This is a genomic window from Rhizobium ecuadorense, from assembly GCF_001187535.1.
In the GTDB taxonomy this organism is placed as follows: Bacteria; Pseudomonadota; Alphaproteobacteria; order Rhizobiales; family Rhizobiaceae; genus Rhizobium; species Rhizobium ecuadorense.
In genome coordinates this window covers 1-283 of sequence record NZ_LFIO01001000.1, presented here as the reverse complement: position 1 = coordinate 283, position 283 = coordinate 1, and the positions used below count along the sequence as shown (strand labels likewise).

1 pseudogene is annotated in these 283 nt (G+C 65.0%); it reads right to left on the bottom strand.

The features are described 5' to 3' along the window. Positions 1-283, bottom strand: a pseudogene (locus AF337_RS18385) (carbohydrate-binding protein); the annotation flags it as partial.

Below are 283 nucleotides of genomic sequence, written 5' to 3'. Positions count from 1 at the left end.
TCTCACTTTCCAGCGTGGCGGCACCATCGTTGAAGAGAACGATCCGCCACCAGCCATTGTCCTCGTATCCGACCCATTGCCAGAGTCGGTCCGCGGGATGGCCGGTGATGACAGGACCGGACGGCGGAAGCCCTGCCAGAAGCGCGTCGATATCGCTGCTGCCGGGCATCCGATCGATATGCGTCGACGCCACCGCAGCCACCGGATCCGTGGCATCGCAAACGGTCGACAGGCGATCTCCGGAGGACCAGACGACACCGCCAGCGGCGCGGAAGGTCTCCAG